The sequence below is a fragment of the Paenibacillus lentus genome, from assembly GCF_042714055.1.
GTDB classification, from domain to species: Bacteria; Bacillota; Bacilli; order Paenibacillales; family Paenibacillaceae; genus Fontibacillus; species Fontibacillus lentus_A.
The window spans coordinates 1-18,274 of the sequence record NZ_JBHGVC010000016.1 but is presented as its reverse complement, the minus strand read 5'-3'; the positions used below and the strand labels follow the sequence as shown (position 1 = coordinate 18,274).

Annotated in this window: 11 protein-coding genes; 3 read left to right on the top strand and 8 right to left on the bottom strand. The window is 49.8% G+C overall.

Annotated features, from left to right (window positions below; genetic code table 11):
* Positions 1 to 230 precede the first annotated feature (230 nt).
* Positions 231 to 2,420, bottom strand: coding sequence for a beta-galactosidase (locus ACE3MQ_RS24100; RefSeq protein WP_379397583.1), 2,190 nt, complete (start codon positions 2,418 to 2,420; stop codon positions 231 to 233).
* 118 nt (positions 2,421 to 2,538) lie between these two features.
* On the opposite strand from ACE3MQ_RS24100, the gene ACE3MQ_RS24095 reads away from it, so the two are divergent.
* The 3 genes from ACE3MQ_RS24095 to ACE3MQ_RS24085 all read left to right on the top strand — a co-directional run bounded on the left by ACE3MQ_RS24095 (position 2,539) and on the right by ACE3MQ_RS24085 (position 5,767).
* Positions 2,539 to 2,664, top strand: a complete 126-nt coding sequence (locus ACE3MQ_RS24095) for a hypothetical protein (RefSeq protein WP_379397581.1) — start codon at positions 2,539 to 2,541, stop codon at positions 2,662 to 2,664.
* A gap of 102 nt (positions 2,665 to 2,766) precedes the next feature.
* On the top strand, positions 2,767 to 4,011 hold the full coding sequence (locus tag ACE3MQ_RS24090; RefSeq protein WP_379397579.1) for a response regulator: 1,245 nt from the start codon (positions 2,767 to 2,769) through the stop codon (positions 4,009 to 4,011).
* Positions 3,992 to 5,767, top strand: coding sequence for a cache domain-containing sensor histidine kinase (locus ACE3MQ_RS24085; RefSeq protein WP_379397725.1), 1,776 nt, complete (start codon positions 3,992 to 3,994; stop codon positions 5,765 to 5,767). The genes ACE3MQ_RS24090 and ACE3MQ_RS24085 overlap by 20 nt, the downstream gene beginning before the upstream one ends.
* A gap of 28 nt (positions 5,768 to 5,795) precedes the next feature.
* On the opposite strand, the gene ACE3MQ_RS24080 is transcribed toward ACE3MQ_RS24085, so the two are convergent.
* The 7 genes from ACE3MQ_RS24080 to ACE3MQ_RS24050 form a co-directional block, all read right to left on the bottom strand.
* The gene (locus tag ACE3MQ_RS24080; RefSeq protein ID WP_379397577.1) at positions 5,796 to 6,824 is read right to left on the bottom strand and encodes a cache domain-containing protein; all 1,029 of its coding nucleotides are present in this window, start codon (positions 6,822 to 6,824) and stop codon (positions 5,796 to 5,798) included.
* Between the two features lie 49 nt (positions 6,825 to 6,873).
* Entirely contained in the window at positions 6,874 to 9,324 is a 2,451-nt protein-coding gene (locus tag ACE3MQ_RS24075; RefSeq protein ID WP_379397575.1) for an alpha-L-rhamnosidase-related protein, read from the bottom strand.
* Positions 9,325 to 9,416: 92 nt separating this feature from the next.
* The gene (locus ACE3MQ_RS24070) at positions 9,417 to 10,862 is read right to left on the bottom strand and encodes an ABC transporter substrate-binding protein (protein ID WP_379397573.1); all 1,446 of its coding nucleotides are present in this window, start codon (positions 10,860 to 10,862) and stop codon (positions 9,417 to 9,419) included.
* 135 nt (positions 10,863 to 10,997) lie between these two features.
* Positions 10,998 to 11,882, bottom strand: coding sequence for a carbohydrate ABC transporter permease (locus ACE3MQ_RS24065; RefSeq protein WP_379397571.1), 885 nt, complete (start codon positions 11,880 to 11,882; stop codon positions 10,998 to 11,000).
* Positions 11,883 to 11,889: 7 nt separating this feature from the next.
* Positions 11,890 to 12,783 (bottom strand): carbohydrate ABC transporter permease, encoded by an 894-nt coding sequence (locus ACE3MQ_RS24060; RefSeq protein WP_379397569.1) that lies wholly within the window; start codon positions 12,781 to 12,783, stop codon positions 11,890 to 11,892.
* Between the two features lie 226 nt (positions 12,784 to 13,009).
* Complete coding sequence (locus ACE3MQ_RS24055) at positions 13,010 to 15,193, bottom strand: alpha/beta hydrolase family protein (protein ID WP_379397567.1); 2,184 nt, start codon at positions 15,191 to 15,193, stop codon at positions 13,010 to 13,012.
* 30 nt (positions 15,194 to 15,223) lie between these two features.
* A complete protein-coding gene (locus ACE3MQ_RS24050; RefSeq protein ID WP_379397565.1) occupies positions 15,224 to 17,839 on the bottom strand; it encodes a glycoside hydrolase family 2 protein in 2,616 nt (871 codons plus the stop codon).
* Positions 17,840 to 18,274 lie beyond the last annotated feature (435 nt).

Sequence of the window (18,274 nt, the reverse complement as noted above, 5' to 3'; positions counted from 1 at the left end):
CGGAGGAAACATACTTCGTAAGCATTTGCTTAGGCCCGGCTGAATTCAAGATTCGATGTCGATTAAGCTACCTGTGCTACTTCGTGTTAGATATAGAATTTATAAGTTATCTTGCTGCGCTGATGAAATTCTATATCGCAAGAAAACCTACCTTTGAATCGCGGTCGCTCATCCTTGAATGGCCTCGTTAGAGGTTTTCTTATCAAAGGGGGACTTTTTAAACAACCTCTTTAAGACAAACGGAACACTTGCACATCCCCGGGCTCGATATAAGCATCAAGGCAAGTCTTGTACAAATCGCTTGAGTCTCTCCGCAATGTAGCGCTGCCGTCCTCAAACCATGGCTCTACAAAAGTATAGACATCAGGCAGCATAATCACGGCCGAAGCCGCCTTCTGCCCTTCGTTATGAACATAAAGAAACGCGCCTGCCCCCTCTTTATCTTCCCATTTGGCCAAATCGGCCCGAACCCCGCCGCTGACATTGACGCTGACATTGACCTGAGGAAGAAGCCTCAGCTCGCTCTGCAGCAAATCACGAACCAGCTGCAGCGTTCCCGTATGGCTATCCTGCCAATAGGAAGCGGCCAGCAAAGTGCCTATATATACCGCATGGCCGCTGCCGTAAGCCGCTCTGGTTACCGCGGGCAGGCTGCTGTCGCTATATTCTGCCAGCACCTTCACATGGCTCTCCAGCTCGAGATCGGAAATATAGTAAGAGCCATGCGCTGTTCTGGTACCTGCTGCCAGCCCTTCCTCCTGCCCGTCGGCCATCATATTCCGAAGCGGAATGGCTGCACTTGATGCGAATGCGACCTGGTGGTAGCTATGATCAAGATTCTCCACGGAATGAATCCACGATTCCCGCACACCGAATACCTTATCATAGCCGTAGCCGGGCACGGTGTAGCTGTGACAGCCGTTCTCTGCCTGCAGCGCCCCGAAGGAGCATTCGGAGATAAGGATGCCGCCCTGATCCACCCATTGGCGGAGAGCGTCACACATACTTTGATTTAAATACAGCGGATATGGCATCCATAGGCAGCGGTACTTCGCCAGCGTCTCCTTCGTAATATCCGACTCATGCAGAAATTCGACATTATAATTAAGCTCGTGCAGCAGCTTGTGAACGCCTTGCACCGAATGATTATAAGTATCCAGATGATCATGGGCCGCAAAGTTAGCAATCTGATTCTGCGGGCTATAGAGGATGGCCATCCCGTCACTGCGCCGCTGCGCGAGCAGCAATTCTTCCTTATTGGCCTGTATAAGCCTGTTCAGCTCGCCCATATCTTCGTACCAAGGAGTCGGACTGCCGTCCAGATATACACTTCCCCAGGCCGGAGCCTCCTGTCCCAATATTTCCGGCCGGTACTGCCAGAACAAATATCCCGCGATGCCGCGGGCTAACGGAATCAGAATATGCCGCTTCATCTCCTGCAAGTCCGGTTTGCCCGGCTTCATTGCCGTATTCCCTGGAAGGGCATGAATTTCCGAATTGATAACTGGCTTGCCTTTGGCCGCAGAAATGAGCAAATCCGCGGACCAGGCCGAGGAGCCGAGACTATTGCCCATCAGATCGCAGGGCTCCGCCAGCTTGAAATCATCCGAGCCCGCCGTAATCATATTGAAAATAGGAGCCGGCACGGTATGCACCATGACCGGATGCACCGGATCCAGTTCCTTTACGATATCCACGCGGTTCCGCAATTCCTCTGTCAGCGTATCGGACATGAATAGGCGCCAGTCCACCAGATCATTAAACACTGCCTGTCCACGCGGCGCCTCGACCTCTTCCCAGGCTCGGTAATTCCGCTGCCAGGCCTCGTTGAAGGCCGTTAGTGTCCCGTATTTATTCTTCAGCCACGCTTGAAATGCAAGCAGTGAATTGTCGCAATAACAAACCTGGTTATCAAAGGACAGCTTACGTTTGATGGAAGTGGTCAACTCCGGCTCGTTCCATAAGTCCCAAACCCATAGAGCCGGATGATCCTTGAAGGCCTTTACCGCCTCCGACAGAAATTTTCCCTTTTCCTTTGCAGCGATGTCGTGATGATAACACGGTCCCGGAGCCCCGCCGATCTGGCGGCAGTTAATCGCTCTCGGCTCAACGATAGAGCCGTCGGCAGCAATCATCTTGGAATCAGGGTATTTTCTGAAGAACCAGGCCGGAGCCACATCGAAAATAACGTTTAATACCATCTTTAATCCGTTACGATGCGCGATATCCATTAGTTCCTGAATATCATCAAACTGGTAGACTCCCTCCTTCGCACCGCTGGATCGCCATTGTACCCAATACTTCACACAATTGAAGCCCTGCTCTGCAATGCTGCGCAAATCGTTCTCCCACTGATCCTTAAATGGCGTTGGCGAACGGTAATATTGAAACCCGAACGGTATGAATGTATCCTGTATCAATCGAAACCCCTCCTGAATCCTGATAATCAGTATGAAAATAAAAGTGTAAAAGCGCTTACGCCTTTGACACGGTTACAGTCTATCACAAGGCTATTCTTGGAGGTTAGGATGGAATCCTATGAAACGGTTTGTGAAGCTGGCCGATTGCCAGACACACGACCTAGCCTATCATATGGAGTTTGAAGGGAACTGCGGGACTCCCGAAAAGCTTGCTCATGTCCGCGATCGGGGGGATATCCTGTGATTTGGTTTGTGATCCTGCAGCCTCTGGAGTTTCCACTCCTAATCCTTGCGATAAGAGTTTATAATAGCTGTAATACCGACGAACAAACCAGAGGTGAGAGACATGTTGAAAGCGCTTGTAGTAGATGATGAATATCTGGTACGCATGGGTATTATTCAAACGATTGACTGGGCGGATTACAATGTGGAAATTGTCGGCGAAGCCAGCAATGGTGAAGAAGGACTGGAGCTTGCGCTTCTGCACCATCCTGACGTGATCATCACGGATGTCCGTATGCCTTATATGAATGGGCTGGAATTCATCGAGAAAATCAGAGAGAAGGATCCTCTCGTCGGCATCGTTGTGCTTAGCGGCTATGATGAATTTCAATATGCGCAGGCAGCGCTTCGTTATGGCGCTTCCACCTATCTGTTGAAGCCTATTAATATAGAAGAACTTGCAGCAACTGTACAAAGCGTCGGCAATGAAATTATGGAGAAAAAGCTTCATACCCGCCGATACACGCAGCTTAGCAAAGAGATTGACTCCATCTCCAAACAATTCTGGCAAGATTTATTGCACGGACAGCTGATAGGAGAGAGCATCATTGCCGAGAAAGCGGTTCTCCTGGAGCTTAAACTGGAGCCAGACGATGCGATCATCCCTTTGACCATAGCCATCTCCCCTGACAACCAGCGATCAGAAGCTTCTATTGAAATATCAGCCTTGGAGGCCGCCGCTATGAGTTTCTTGCAGGAGTATTCCTTCGAGCTGTTAAGCCTGTTCTACGACCACAATCTTCACTGGGTAATTGTTATTCGGGCCAAAGAGATGGAGGATACAGTAGCATCCGTCCGGAAATTAGGACAGCAATTGTACGAATGGTGCATACAGCATATCGGCCAAAGCGTTAGTGTCGGTATCGGCCAGCCGGCCTGCCAATGGACTGATTTGGAAGGGGCATACAGACAATCCATGGCTGCAGCGCAGCGGGCATCCTCCGGTATCGAGCGCGTACTCTACGGCGATGAAGATGCCGGCGCCCGATGCCGGCGTGAAGTCAGAGAAGCTCTGGCTTATATTAGAGAACATTATTCAGAGAATATTACCGTAGAAATGGTGGCAAATGCGGTATTTGTCAGTCCCACCCATCTGATGCATCTATTCCGCAAGGAATTGAACAAAACGTTCTATGAATGCCTGACGGAATACCGGATCGAGGAGGCCAAGCGGATTCTGCGCAACCCGATGTACAGAGTTTATGAAGTAGGGAACCAGGTCGGCTTTACCGATTCTAAATATTTCAGCCAAATATTTAAGAGAATGACGGGGATGCCGCCAAGTGAATATGCCAAAACCTATGGATAAACCTACAATTACAGAGCGAATTTACGCCTTGATGCGCAGATTGAAAATCAAAGGCCGCATCGTCTTTGTCCTGCTGACCGGACTGTCGCTTCATCTTATTCTCATGCTGATCATTTTCAATGTATATTCCTACTCCTATTTGAAGAAGGATCTGTACCGCCACGTCGTGCAAACCCAACGCGAGGTTGGCCTTAGTGTGGAACTGATGGTCGACGATATTCAAATGCTGTTTCTCCGCTTTCTTGTGAACAGTGAAATCTATGAAGTCATTAATGACAATGCCCTGCCGGAACCGGATAAAGAAGCCCGGATCGGAACTATCATCGATCATATGCTCTCGCAGAACGAGCTCGCGGGAAATGTCATCATCAGCACCCATGACGGTATGCTCTATTCGCATAAGTCGAAGGAACAGATGCTGGAAGTGCCTGATCCACTGTTTATAAAAAGGATTAAGGAGAGCCCTGTACCGGTCGTTGGCGAGATTAAACGCGACGGCAGCGGAAAAGCCTATATCCCTTTCGGACAGCAGTTCCGCAACTTCAACACGGGGCAAAATATCGGAGTAGTTATTATCTATGTCCGGGAGGAATCTCTGGCCGCTCTCTACTCCTCCAGCTTTTCGGGAATCGGTTATTCCTTCCTGACCTCAAATCATCGGATCATTTCCCATCCCGACAAGCGGCTGCTGGGCAACTTTCTCGCTGAGGACGAGCCTCTGCGGAGCGAGAAGAAGGAAGGCTATCGAACCTATTCGGACAACGGGAGTTCCTATGTCATTGCTACGTATCCCCTAAATGCCAGACTGAAGACGCTTGGGGTCGACTGGGAATTCATAAGCGTAATTTCGAGCCAGAAGCTGTTCTCGGGAATTACGAAGAGCAATCGTAACGCGCTTGCTTTCGCCAGCATAACCTTTGTCGTCATGCTGATTCTCTCTTTCTATCTCGCAGCCAGGATTACTAAACCGCTGCTGAAATTGAAGAAGAAGCTGAGTCTATTCGGCAAAAAGGATTTGGCCGTGGTGGCCGAGCAGAAGCAGCAGGCTGATGAAATCAGCCAGCTAGAGAACAGCTACTACCAGATGGTCGAGCGGATCAACCAATTGATGCTGGAGAAGGACGAAGAAAAAGAGAAGCAGCGCAAGGCAGAGCTGACCGCGCTGCAATCGCAAATCAACCCGCATTTCTTATACAATACCTTGGATGCGATCTCCTGGATCGCCCGGCTGAAGAAGCAGCCTGATATTGAGCGGCTTATTTCTTCCCTGGCTACATTCTTCCGGATCAGCCTGCATAAAGGGGCAAAATTCGTAACCGTAGAAGAAGAAATCCGCCTCGTGCAGAGCTTTGTCACCATTGAACAAATGCGCTTCCCGGATAAATTCGAGATCGAATACGAAATCGATGAAGCGCTCTTAAAGGTTCGGATTCTGAAGCTGATTCTCCAGCCGATTGCCGAGAATGCCATCAAGCATGGCATCAGCGAGAAGCGTGGAAAGGGACGGATCTGGATCAGGGGTGAGCTGCTTAATGATGAAGTCCGCTTCACGGTTACGGACGATGGGGTAGGATTTGAGACAGGCAATGCGCTCGTTAAGTCTGCGCAGGATGTCCTGTTCCAGAGCGGTTATGGATTGCGCAATGTTGATGAGCGGATCAAATTGGAATATGGTTCCCAATACGGTTTGCGTATTTCCAGCACCCCCGGTCAGGGAACCACGGTTTTGATCAGCTTGGGGAGGGTTTTCCCATAAGCAGACTTGTCTGCTAGGGGAGAACCCTTTAGTTTTTCATCGTAGAGTTGATCTTCTGCAGCAACTGCTTCATAGGCACGGTTATACTCCCGCTCAGCATGAAGATAAGCACACAGAAAGCAGCAAAAATAGCGATATTCAGTCCTACTAATATATATTTAAGCGTGCGCAGCTCGGCGTTCATGCTCGCTGCGGATATATAGGTTGCGATTCTGTCAGCGGAATCCGGCAAATTGTACAGCAGGATCAAGCCTTCTCCTGCCTTGTGTACCTGGGCATTATTTTCCTGAATGCTGTCGATTGCCAGTTCCTGAACCTCTTCCTCAGCCGGAGTTACCGGTGACATAAGCGCTGCTCTAATCTCCTGCATACGCTCCTTCCCTGGATCGATCGGGCTCAGCAGCTCGCCCGTTTCCGTCAGCAGATATACCTCATTGCCTCCGTAGATCGTGTTGTCGCCGGAGAGATAGAAATCGTACAGCTTGTTTAGATCTACTTCCAGACAGAGCAAGCCGAGTACAGCGCCATCGGAATTTTGAATCTTTACTTCCAGCAGCAGCCTGTCGCGGAGATCCGTGGCTGAGCTCATTAGCTTGCTCCTGTTCTCCACGATCCAGCGTGCAGTTCTCTGTTTATTCTGCAAAAACTGCTCCATCCCCCGTTCCTGCTTCATCTCCTGAAATGAAAGCAGCCCGGAGACGTTTATCGATGAGTATGTGCCGCCGGCCTCTCCCCAGACATAGATCCCGAGTATATCACCGCTGGAGGAGCGTATCCCCTCCAAAATCGGAGAAACCACCGGATCATAAGCCTCTTTCCCGAGAGCGGTCTGAACGACTTGATTGTTGGAGATCAGCTTGGAGGTCTCCTCCAGCCAATTCATAAATAGCAGCGCATTTTTATGCTGCTGCCCCGTATATTGAACCGAGAACTGGCGCAGCATCCCCAGGCTTCGCTTCTCCATCGTTCGGAACAAGATCAGGCTGGACACGATAATATAGACGGTAATAAACAGGATCAGAACTATACGGATGTTGCGGCCGAACGATCTAAACATCGATTATCTCTTCCCCTCCGCGATCATGCTGTGCGTTATCATTATCATATCAGCCCGTGCGAGCAATGGCGATCGTTCTCTCAAAGGCTCCGCGATCATTAAGATGAATTTCTCCATTCGGAAGTATGAACGTAATTGCCACTCCAGGGCTCCAGTCTGCTCTAAGCCAGAATGTATTAGATTCCTTTTCCTGACTGGAATGAAGCTTCCAGCTTACGGAGACGAGCCCGGATCCCGTCATGACGGCTCCGCTGGCCTGATGTAAAGATCCGCAATGAGGCTCCACGGTAATCCCGTTTCTTCCTGACTTTACCCCCAATATCCCTGTGCTAAATTCAGACAGCGGCAGTGCGCTCCATGCATGGCAATCACTCCTTGTTGCGACGGAATCGATCTCAGGCAAGGTAGTCAGACCTAGCTCGAGCTGCTTCATCCAGCGCTCCCACAGTATGAAGGAGCTGTCATATTGTCCGCTTCGCTCCAACGCGCGGAACAGATAATAACTCATCGGCAGAGAAAGTCTGGCTAATGAGCGGTCATTTAGAACGGCCTCCAGCAGCTTCCCAGCCTCCGCCTCATCTACCGTGCCTGCAAGAATAGCCCATACCTGCGTATGCTGGCTGAATTGCGACTCTTCTCCCGCCTCCGGGCTATCGCGGAACAGAAGGTCATTTTCCGAGCGGCAATAGGATCTTACTGCCTCGTTAACAGCAGCCTTCCGTTCAAGCATCTCCTCAGCAATCTGTGTCCAGCCCCCCGCTGCGAACAGCTCGGCTGCGGTTCCTAGCGCAGCAGCATACATCAAACTGAGCAGCGTTGCCGGAGAGCTCTCCGTACATGAGGGTGCCCCCAAATCCCATTCCTCTACCCAGTCGAAATAATGCCAATATTGCCGCGGCGTCCTTCCTACAAGGCCTTGCGGCGTCAAACGCTGCCCGAACCAGTCCAACACGGACAGCATTGCCGGCCGATATCGTCTTACTAAATCTATATCGCCAAAATATTGATAATGATCATAAATCATGCCGATCCAATACAGCGAGAAGGAGGGGATGACCTGCGGAAGAACAGATGGATACCTGCTTTGCAGCATCCCGTCCGGAAGCTGCGATGCCCTGTAATCATCCATGCTCCTCCTGGCAAGCCGGTCGTCTCCTGACAGCAAATACGTAAATTTCATCATCAGCCGGGTATCCATCGTATACTGCAGCTGCTCATAATAAGGCGTATCCTCATAAGTTTCATGCATACAGCGCTGCAAAGTACGTACGCTCAGTTCCCATAGCCGGTTATATCTTTCGTCCGAGCAGTGGAAGCTTGCTTGCAGCTGCATAGGGTATCCTGTCTCCCTATAGCTTATCCCTGCAACCGTCAACGGCTCCGCCCCGGCCTGCACCTCCAGCCTCACATAGCGGAAGGTGCGGAACCAGAACGGTTCGTAGATTTCCTGATGTGCGGCCGTTCCATAACCTGCCGGGAAGAACGTATCATATCCCCCGCGCAGCACGCGGCCTTTGAAATGATCGCGGACTCCCTTACGGCGGATTTCGTCCTCCCCCGTGTCTTCCTCATAGCATTCCGCATACAGCAAGGTAATCCGGCTGCCGGCGCCACCCTGCAGCATAAGCTGCAAATATCCTGTCGTCAGCTCGCCTGCATCCAGTTCCAGCCATATCCGCTCTCCTGCATGGACATGGATTCCCTCTACCGGAGCTGCAGGACGATCCAAGAAGAGTTCAAGCGCTTCAGGCCAGTCACCTGTGGGCATAGCATTATCTTCTCCCTTGCCGGAACGGATTACATGTTGAAATAATCGCTCTTCCTCATACAAAAGCGGAATAGGCCGCCGTTCTAGCTGCCATGGCGTTAACTGGCCATATTCATCCCTAATAGGCGAAACCGTTTCGGCGGCTGTCCACGCACTATCATCATATTCCGGCTGCGTCCACTCCCGATAAGCGATGTCGTTAACAACCCGCTCCAATCCGCCCATCCAGCGCATAATAGGAAACGGCTGCAGCCGGTAGCCTTGGTGGCGCTGGCATTTCCATGAAGGATCGCTGTGCAGCCGCTCCACCACCCGGCCGGCTTCATCCGTCACCTCCGCCTCCAGCAGCAAACCGCCCTGCTGAGAGCGCCAGATCGATAATGGCCCGTCCTCGCCCATCTCAAAGGGAGCGGTTCCTGCATAATGTACAACCGCAACAGCTAGCACGTTCACTCCCGGCCGTAAATGCTCTTCAAGACATAACTGCTCATAATACTGTACATGGGCATGCCCTTTACAAGGACCTGCCCAAAGGCGCTGTCCATTTATATAAAGCCTGTAGCGGCTGTCAGCCGTCAACGCCAGCTTCAATTGGTATACTCCCTGTTCCGGCAGATGAAAGACTTTACGGAAATACACCAGCTCATGCCGCTGCTCTTTAGCAGCCAAGCCCTGGTTCGCGGGTGGCCAAATCCACCCACCGCTCCAATCATCCCATTCCTTGATTGCCATGAATGCCAGCACTCCTTAAGTTAAATGTAGTTATATGCAAAGCGCGCCTCAAGAAAGCCTTGAGGCGCAGCGGTATACGGTTTACTTCATTATTATTGCACCTTGTCGAGATAGTCGCGTTGGAATTCCTCAACAGCCTTATCAAGAATTTTCTGCGGATCGGCATTTTTATCGGTCAGTACGGTCTGCAGGGCAATATCCAGCTTCTGATACAGTTCCTGGGCATTCACCGGCTCTTCTGCCCGCATTCCTTTACTGCCGTTGTCCATATAATCACGGAACAAGTCCAGGTTCACATTGCTGTATTTACCTAGGATTTTATCCTCTTCCGCAATCCGTTTCTCATCGGTCCAAATACGGAGGCCATGCGGTCCTACGATCAGATCCTGGTCAGCCAGGGTCTTCTTCTCGATGTCCCAGCCGCTAAGCGCCTCTTCGCTCGACTCAGGGGTAAAGCCATAGGTCTTCAGCCATTTAAATCCGGCATCGATTTGCTCAGGCGTTGCATTCGGTGAGAACATGTACAGACCGCCGCCCAGCAATGTGACCGGTTCCCCGATCGGTCCGATCGGAAGAGCAGACATGGCAACATTGTCCTTAGACATCTTCGTCTGCTGCTGAATCATCGGCAGCCAGTCGATATTGCCGAAGCTCATAGCTACCTGATCTGTGCCAAACATGCGGAACATGTCGTTAGTAACGTCTACCAGATTGTTATCCGGCAGCACATCATACTTCCACTTCAAATCCTTCACATATTGCAGTGCCGCTACCGCTTCCGGCGAATTGAATACGGCCTGCCATTTGCCGTCAACCTGCTTCTCAAATTCCGCACCGTAGGCCCATGCGATGTTCATGAACATCCAGCCGCCTTGTCCGCTCTTGGTTGGAAGGAACATTCCCGCCTTCCCTGTCTTCTCCTTGATGGTCTGGGCGGTCGTTGCCAGCTCCTCATACGTTTTCGGGAATTTAGGCACTCCGTTCTCATCCACCAACCCTGCTTCTTTGAACAGGTTGATGTTGTACATCATAGCAATGTTGTAGCCGTCTTTAGGAATGCCGTAATACTTGCCATCCTTGGTGACCAGCTTCAGCAAATCAGGGTTAATCGCCTTGTCATAGCCGTATTCCTTCATCATGTCCGTAATATCGGCTGCGTAATTCGCATTAATGATTTTGCTTGTCTCTGTAAAGTAGGTTTCATACAGAGTTGGCAGCTGTCCGCTGGCCGCTTTCGGGAGGAAGGAGCTGACATCATAGCCCCATTCATCCTTCTCCACCGTAATCTCCGGATAATTGGTACTCATCTGCGCCATGATTTGCTCATACTGCTTGATCTTGGCTTCCTCGTTTGGCTTTGGCCAGTTACTTACCTTGATCGTGACTTGCTTGGTTTCCGATGCGTTCCCCTTATCGCTGCCCGCATTTCCGTTATTGGCCTCTTTGGCGTTAGAGCCGCCGCAGCCGGCAAGAGCCGTGGTAAGAACCAAGGTGAGAGCTAGCGTTCCAATCAGCTTTTTGGCATATCCTTTTTTCAATGTAAATCCCCCTGTCTTAATGTAAATTGCAAAAATCTTTATAAAGCGCTTTCTTTCAAGCTGAGAACATCTTATCATGAAGCCGCTTCACGCCCTACGGGGCAATGCTGTGAAATGGTTTGAAATCGGGTCATGTTAACCCTTGATGCTGCCCCCCATCGATTGGCCCGTCATAATGTACTTCTGGAAGAAGATAAATAAAATGATAGGCGGCAAAATAGCAAAGGTCAAAGCGATAAATTGTATGTCCTGCGGCAAGGATGCCTTCAAATTATAAATTGCGACAATGACGGACCAGGTCGATTGCTCCTTCAGCACCATAAACGGCCAGAAGAAATCCTGCCAGACACTGTTCATCGTCAAGATCGTGATCGTGCCCATAACCGGTGTGCTGAGCGGAAGAATGACACGAATAAAGATGCCGATGGTCGTAGCCCCGTCAATTTTTGCCGCCTCCAGCAGCGACTGCGGAATCGCATCGAAGAAGTTCTTGAAAATAAGGATTACGACCGGGTTAACCGCAGCCATAAACCACATCGGCCAAAATGTATTCGTTAAATTGAGATGCAGTATCGGAAAATCGATAATGTTGCTAAACAGCGGAACCATACCTACCGTATTCGGAATCATCACCGTCCATACGATCAGGACGAACAGCAAAGTGCTCCCTCTCGGCTTCAGCTTGGAGAAGAAATATCCGGCCAAACCGTTGAAGGTAAGGCAGAAGATAATCGAACCGAGCGCAAGATATCCCGTGTTCAAATAATAGTTCAAAAAGTTGAATTCCTGCCACGTATCCCATAGCTTGCCGATGTTGAACGTCCTTGGAATCAGCGTAGGAGGGATGGAGTAGAACTCCTTGATGTCCTTGAGACTCGATACCATGATCCATACCGGAGGCAAAATACAGATGGCGGCGATCGCAACCATCAATACGAATATGCTCCAGTACAACACGCGAATCCCAGGGGATTTATACTCTATATTGCCGATAATGCCGAGATTCTCTTTTGTTTTCATATAGACTCTACTCCCTGTTTAATTTCTTATCCATCTTGAAGTAGACAACCGTCAATACCATCAAGATAAGAAAAGTAATAACGCCCAGCGCCATCGAATGGCCCGCCTGGAAGCTGCGGAATGCATAATAATAGCTTTGCAGCATTAATGTCATGGAAGCATTGTTAGGGCCTCCCTCGGTCATGACCAGAGGTTCATTGAAGATTTGGAACACGCCGCTAACCTGGAGGATTAACATCAGCCCGATCATGCCGGATATTTGCGGAAGGGTAATACTACGGAATCTCCGCCACACGTTCGCACCGTCCAGCGAAGCCGCCTCGTAGAGATCGCTGTTAATACTCTGCAGGCTGGCTAGATACAACAGAACGGTACCGCCGAAGTTGCGCCATGTAATCGTAAAAATAATGAGCATAATCGTCATATTGGGGTTCTGCAGCCACTGCTGTATAGGCAAGCCTACAGCACTTAGCAGCATGTTCAGGACGCCTCCTTTTCCCGGTTCAAACAGGAACATCCACAGCATAGAGGCCGCTATACCAGGAACCATACAGGGAAAAAAGACAGCGAACCGGAAGAAGGATTTCCCATGCCGCAATTCATTGATCAGTACAGCCACGATAATCGGAACGACAAATCCGATAATGAGCGACCAGAGTACATACATGAACGAGTTAAGCAGAGTCTGCTGAAACGCCGAATTTTGTATAACATCTCTATAGTTCTGCAACCCGATAAAGCTTACGGCCTCATAGCCCTCTGTCTTGAAAAAAGAGAGAAAAATCCCTTTGACGAGCGGCTGCCAGGAGAAAAAGAAAAATGCAAAAAGCGTTGGCAGAATCAAGACCCAGGACGACCAGTCCCTGAGCATTTGTCTTACGAAGTTGTTCTTCCTTGTCATTCCTATCCATCCTTCCTCCAAAGCAACTGATTACTTCGGCAAAACAGCATCTATTTGTATCACCTAAAATGATAGCGTTTCCGGTTAGATGCTGAAATCCGGTAACCCTGCGAAAGCGTTTGTAAAGCTACTTGCTTTGCTCCGAATAATGAAAAAGAAGCGAGTGCCCGCTCATCAATCATGGCGGACATCGCCCCTGTTCAACTTATATAGCTCTAACTATTCTCTACGCCTCGCTGAGCCCCCAACTAATACAGCGGGCAGCACTCTGTGCCCTCCATTCTTCCCCTGCCGGGTCGGGCTGCTCATCCAAAATACGCACTACAGCTAATGGCTCCACCCCAGGCTGCGGAACTCTGCTCGGGGATATCTTTATCCAGTCCTGCTCTCCTGCCAATCTATAATGCAGCTCGTACAAATAATAACCTCGGCTTAATCCGGCAGGAAGCCGGCTCCAGCCATCAAGCCAGGAACAGATGCTCAGAGGATGCTCACGGCTTGGCAAGACACCTGCTGCAAGCAAATATGTCTCTTGGCATAGTGCCTTCTGTTCCCGCTCCCAGACATTGTCCTGAAGGCTAGTCAATTCCAGACGGAATTCCATTCCCGGTTCACCATACAGCGTCCAGAAGACCGAGCCTTCCTTGATTAGAAATTTTGGCGCTTCCAGGAACACCGGCTGAAGCAAGGGGGCAAAACGCTCCGCCTTCTCCCAATCCGCTTCCGCCGGCCCGCGTCTGCGATAATGCACCGTACCGGAGAAGACGAGCTCCCGTTCCTCCAGCAGCGCCTCCAGACATTGCCCCGCTTGCTGATAGAGATTGGTGCAATTGTTATGGCCGAAGCGGTACCCAATCTCGTGACGCAGCGGAATACCGTAGCTCCGGGCCAAAGCAGCAAAGGAGAAGCTGAAGCGGCTAAGTGTAAAAGCGTCATGCGTGCCATGATTCAGCAGGACATTCGCACCGCTCTCTTGAAGTGCGGTAAGGAAAAATTCCGACTCCGTGCTGATCTTTTCAGCGATAACATCCGGGGCGCTCTCCCCGGCCAAAATATGCATCAAGGCTTCGATCCCCGTCCTGCCAGTCCCCGGTTCTCTCCAATCTTTGTGCCAAGCATCATGATAACCGGTATCCGTCACCGCGACATGCCAAACCAAAGGACAGGATCCGTCGGCGTATTCCTGGGCAGGATCATTCAAAATGAGCGGCGGCGCATAGCATAAGGCATAGCGCACCCGGTAAGGAAAGCGCTGAGGATTGGCAGCGGCCCGCAGTGCAGTCAAACCTCCGCGCGACCCTCCTACCGTGACTACCTTTTCGGCGTCCACGCCATATTTTATCCGGGCTTTATCTATTGCTGCGGCTATTCCTCCATATGCTGACTCCTGTAATGAACGGCTTCCAATCGAGCCTCCTCCGTTCCAAATAACCCCGACCAGCCCTTTGCCGGTTCTGGCCAGCGTATTGCATATGATTTCGATAAAGGAAGGCCCGACGGTACTGAACATATTCTCATTGGCATCGTAATAACCGTTGAACAATAGAGGATACCCATCCAGATCCGCATTCCAATAAGGCGGCAGGATGTAAGAAGCGAGACTATAGCAGCCCGTATCGGTCTGCAGCAGACTGCTATTGACCACTTGGATGACAGGAGCATCGCTCACAAAATCCCTGCCCTCCGTTGAGTCATTATGAAAGACAACGGGATAACCGAAGGAGCGGAGTATCCGGTCACTTAACGACACAGCGACCAAATCGTCGACAGCGTGCAGGCTGTACCGGTCACCGATATAGCTCTCATATGCCGGAGCCTTCAAGCGCTCCTTCTCCGGCCTGCTGCCGAACAGATCAAACTTCTTAGTATTGTATACATAAGGGCTGCTCTTATCTGGGTTAAACAATTCTTCATGCTCTGTGACGACATCTTCGCCGGATTCATTCATCCGTATCCTCCCGATGCCATCGGTGCCTCCATATCGAAAGCCTCCCATCCCTGTCTCAAGATCATTGTCCCAATGCGTCACTATAGGGAAATCATTGATGAGCAGCGGACTAACAAGCGTGAATACACCCTCTATGTCTTCTATGTCTTCTGTGGCTTCTGTGGCTTCTGTGGCTTCTGTGGCTTCTGTGGCTTCTGTGGATTCTGTGTCTCCTTCCGCTCCTTGGATCCCCATTTGAACCTTTACCTCAACTGTATCCTCAAGTACAGAAGACCATACCGCATCCCGATAAGTCACATTTCCGTTTATAAAGCAAGCAATCTGCAGTTCCGCCTGATGCTTCCTTAAATACTCGGCAATCCCTCTGTTTACGGGCAAGGCAATCGATGCGGATGCCGCCTCCCTGACGAAGATGCTCAAAGGAACAAAGTGACCCGGCACAAAGCATAGCAACTTGCTCATCATGCAACACTCCTATACTTTCTCTCCATTTTAGTCAGTCAGGAAGGAAAGAAACCTGATTTGCGGCTGTCCGTCATTTATTTGATAATTCTCTTGCGCTAGAAATCCACCGGCTCGTTTGGGGAAACAGGATACAGATACCATCCTTGATTCGCCCGGAAATAAGGTGAAGAACTGCTCGTCGGCTTCCATCCAATACTTGTCCGTGATCTCTTCCGGATGAATGTGAAGCACAGCTTCACTTCCCGTATTGGTAATCTTGTAACATGACTTCCAAGCTCCTTGCAAATTGCCGATCGCCTGCCATGGCTCCTCAAGCTGTACGTTCAGACTGCCGCCTTCAATTGCAAGTGCGGGAGCATAAGGCTGCTCCTTGGAAGTAGAAAACACGTAAAGATTCTCCTGATGTCTTCCTTCAGCATCGAGGAAGGAGAACCTAATGAACAGCAGAGCATCTTCAAGCTCAGGTACTGTAAACTCCAGCATTCCGACGTTAACTGCTCTGTCATCGTTTCCTTCCACCTCAAAAACCTGACGATGCAAGACCTGTCCTTGCGCATTTAGTATCTCGGCATTGATTTCGTTATGCTCAGCACCCCGGCTATGCACATAAACGTTTCCTTGAAATCTTGTTCCAGGACAAGCCTGCAAACTGCGGTAATCCAGCGAAACATGAAGTGGACGAAACGCTTGCTTGACCCAATGGTAGGCCATTTTCGTCTCCCCATAATAATCGACGAGATTCGTGCATGATACATTTGGCCATGGCTCATTGAGCTGCCATATGATGCTGCCGCTGTTCTGGAACTTGCGGCGAAGGTTGGCTTCCAGGACGAAACGGATCCCTTCCGCCTGAATCCACTGGCTGCAGGCGGAAAACTGCCTAACCTCCTTCATGCTGCCGAACAGCTCCTCATCGCGGCTGAGCGTATCCCACCATTCCCCGTGATGCCGCCAAACGGCACTGTCCTCCATCGAAACAGGTCTCAGATTGTCTTCATTAAGAAATTTTGCAAGGCTTTTGATAGAACTGAGGCCGTCAACGCCAAACTCACTATGCAGCATATTGTCATTGCTGCCGTAGAGCTCATAATGAGTTGGATTCCCCATATATTTCCAATGTCCATGAACATCATGTCCCAAGCCCTTCTCCTCTGTGATATACTCTACCGGTCCCGAGGCAGAGGTGGGCAGGAACAGGCGTGCCGGATCATACTGTTCAACGAGTTCCTTTAGCATCGCCAAATTGGAATCGCTATAGTCCGAGGGCTTATTAGGTTCACTCATCAATTCGTTGCCGCCGCTCCAAATGGTTAACGAGACATGATTGCGCTTATCACAAAGTGCAGTACGGGCAGTCTTGCCCAGCAATTCAAGGAACTCCGGCAGCTTGGATGGTATGTTGTCTACGCCGGAGCTGGATTGGATAAATTCCTGCCAAACCATAATGCCATTCTCGTCGCACAGATCGTAAAAAGCCTTTTTCTCAATAATACCGCCACCCCAAATCCGAACGAGATTAATATGGGCAGCCTTCATTAAACGAATCATCATTTCATATTGCTCAACAGTCACATTGCCATAAAGATGATCCAGCGGTGTCATATTTACTCCTTTCATGTAAATACGCTCCCCATTAATAACTATGGTATAAGGCAAGGCGTCCGAAGGACTTCCCTCATTATGTCTATACTCTAGACTACGGATACCCGTCCTATATTGACGGGAATCCAGCTCCGTTCCGTCCTCTGTAAGCAGCTTCAATTCAAGGTTATACAGGGGATGTTCGCCATATCCATTCGGATACCATAGCCGCGGCTGTGGTATGCATAATTCTGCCTGCAGAGCTTCTCCGTTATACACAGTGTTATGGACAGGAATCAACTTTATTAACTGAACGCTTCCGTCCGGGTTACTGCAGATCATTTGTGCTGTTAGCATCTGCTCTTCATTACGATTTACATGCGTGTTAATTTCAGCCTGAACGTGAATTAAACCGATGATCTCTTCAGGCTTCTGTTCATCCACCTTTACATCCGCCGTAACCGATATTTCTCCAAAAGAGAAATCCTGGTGGACGCGCAGCATGACATCATCCCAGATCCCGACGTTAACCAGCCGGGTAGAAAAATCCCATTTATAATTAAACCGGCTTTTTTGTGTAAAGGTAGCGGATGTTTTGCCGATTTGGCCCATTTCATCAGGCGCTTGCTTCAGCAGCACGGAAATTTCCACTGTTTCTCTCTGAGCCAGCAAATCCGTTACATCAAATACGGCAGGCGTATACATCCCTTTGTGCTCGCCCAAAAGTATATGATCGGCGTACACTGCTGCCTCATAATCCAAGCCCTTAAAAACCAGTTCGATGCGAGTACCGCTTTGATCAGGCCGGGTTATCGTCGTTCGGTATACCCACCATCGATTCTCCACCCATTCACAGTGCAGACTATTCAGATCAAAATATGGATGGGAAATCCACCCATGTTTATAAAGGTCATAATGGACGCCTCCAGGTACAGTAGCCGACATCCATTCCGTAACGCCCATCAATTCCTGTCCCAGTTCCATACTTGTGCCCTTGAGTGGCACCCAGGGCCAGTAGCCTTTGACTTCCCATTTCAGATCATTCAACAGAATTTCCTTCATGTCTGTCCAGTTCCTCCAAACCAAGCTTAATTTAGCGTTGTGCAAGACATTGGCAGCTCCTAAGCGCCACAATTAATGCGTTTACACAACATTTAGTGCACAGATTAGTTCATATACTATCATCTAGGCAGCTGTTCCGTAGGCCCCCATAACTGTGAAATCGTTTGTTAATCTGCTAACTTGATGTTCACTAACAAAGAAGAGCCCCTATGACTCCTCACAACAGCGCACTTTTGCCATTATATGATGGACTGGGTAAAAAAACAGTAAACGGCTCTTCTCCATAGTTAATTTCAGTGTTACTCTATGTTAAATCATTCGAAATAAAAAAAAGCACCACCGATATATTAAATATCAGTAGTGCTTCTTCAGTTTGCTTGGCGACGTCCTACTCTCCCAGAACCCTGCGGTTCAAGTACCATCGGCGCTGGAGGG

Bases quoted from the DNA above. Each gene is read 5' to 3' on its own strand.
- ACE3MQ_RS24095 (WP_379397581.1), top strand. From the start codon at position 2,539: ATGAAACGGTTTGTGAAGCTGGCCGATTGCCAGACACACGACCTAGCC.
- ACE3MQ_RS24065 (WP_379397571.1), bottom strand. From the start codon at position 11,882: ATGAAAACAAAAGAGAATCTCGGCATTATCGGCAATATAGAGTATAAA.
- ACE3MQ_RS24085 (WP_379397725.1), top strand. From the start codon at position 3,992: ATGCCAAAACCTATGGATAAACCTACAATTACAGAGCGAATTTACGCC.
- ACE3MQ_RS24075 (WP_379397575.1), bottom strand. From the start codon at position 9,324: ATGGCAATCAAGGAATGGGATGATTGGAGCGGTGGGTGGATTTGGCCA.
- ACE3MQ_RS24060 (WP_379397569.1), bottom strand. From the start codon at position 12,783: ATGACAAGGAAGAACAACTTCGTAAGACAAATGCTCAGGGACTGGTCG.
- ACE3MQ_RS24080 (WP_379397577.1), bottom strand. From the start codon at position 6,824: ATGTTTAGATCGTTCGGCCGCAACATCCGTATAGTTCTGATCCTGTTT.
- ACE3MQ_RS24090 (WP_379397579.1), top strand. From the start codon at position 2,767: ATGTTGAAAGCGCTTGTAGTAGATGATGAATATCTGGTACGCATGGGT.
- ACE3MQ_RS24055 (WP_379397567.1), bottom strand. From the start codon at position 15,193: ATGAGCAAGTTGCTATGCTTTGTGCCGGGTCACTTTGTTCCTTTGAGC.
- ACE3MQ_RS24050 (WP_379397565.1), bottom strand. From the start codon at position 17,839: ATGAAGGAAATTCTGTTGAATGATCTGAAATGGGAAGTCAAAGGCTAC.